The organism is Saccharothrix sp. ST-888 (assembly GCF_000955975.1).
Classification (GTDB): domain Bacteria; phylum Actinomycetota; class Actinomycetes; order Streptomycetales; family Streptomycetaceae; genus Kitasatospora.
The window spans coordinates 1-318 of the sequence record NZ_JYJF01000838.1 but is presented as its reverse complement, the minus strand read 5'-3'; the positions used below and the strand labels follow the sequence as shown (position 1 = coordinate 318).

Sequence of the window (318 nt, the reverse complement as noted above, 5' to 3'; positions counted from 1 at the left end):
CGGTGCGCCACCGACAGCTTCTCGGCGCAGTGGCCACCGGCCGAGTAGGCTGCCACGGCTGCGCAGTCGGCGGACCCGTCCAACCGGACGGTGTGCAGGAGTATCTGCGAGACGTCCCGTGTGAGACAGGGCTCCGCGTTCACCTTTCCGGGCACGTGCGCGCAGCCGGTGCCGGTGGTGTTGACGGGTAGCAGGGTGTGCGGGGAGACCAGGCTGAACGGAGCGACCTCGCCGCTCTCCATCAGCGGCTTCCGCTTGGTGGTGACGTGTAGCGATCCGTACCAGGTGGCGGAGGAGCCCGGCCAGCCCGGCAGCAGG

At 70.1% G+C, this 318-nt stretch carries 1 protein-coding gene; it reads right to left on the bottom strand.

The window, feature by feature from the left end; genetic code table 11:
* The coding region (locus UK12_RS42475; RefSeq protein WP_045307218.1) for a hypothetical protein at positions 1-318 on the bottom strand (318 nt) is incomplete at both ends.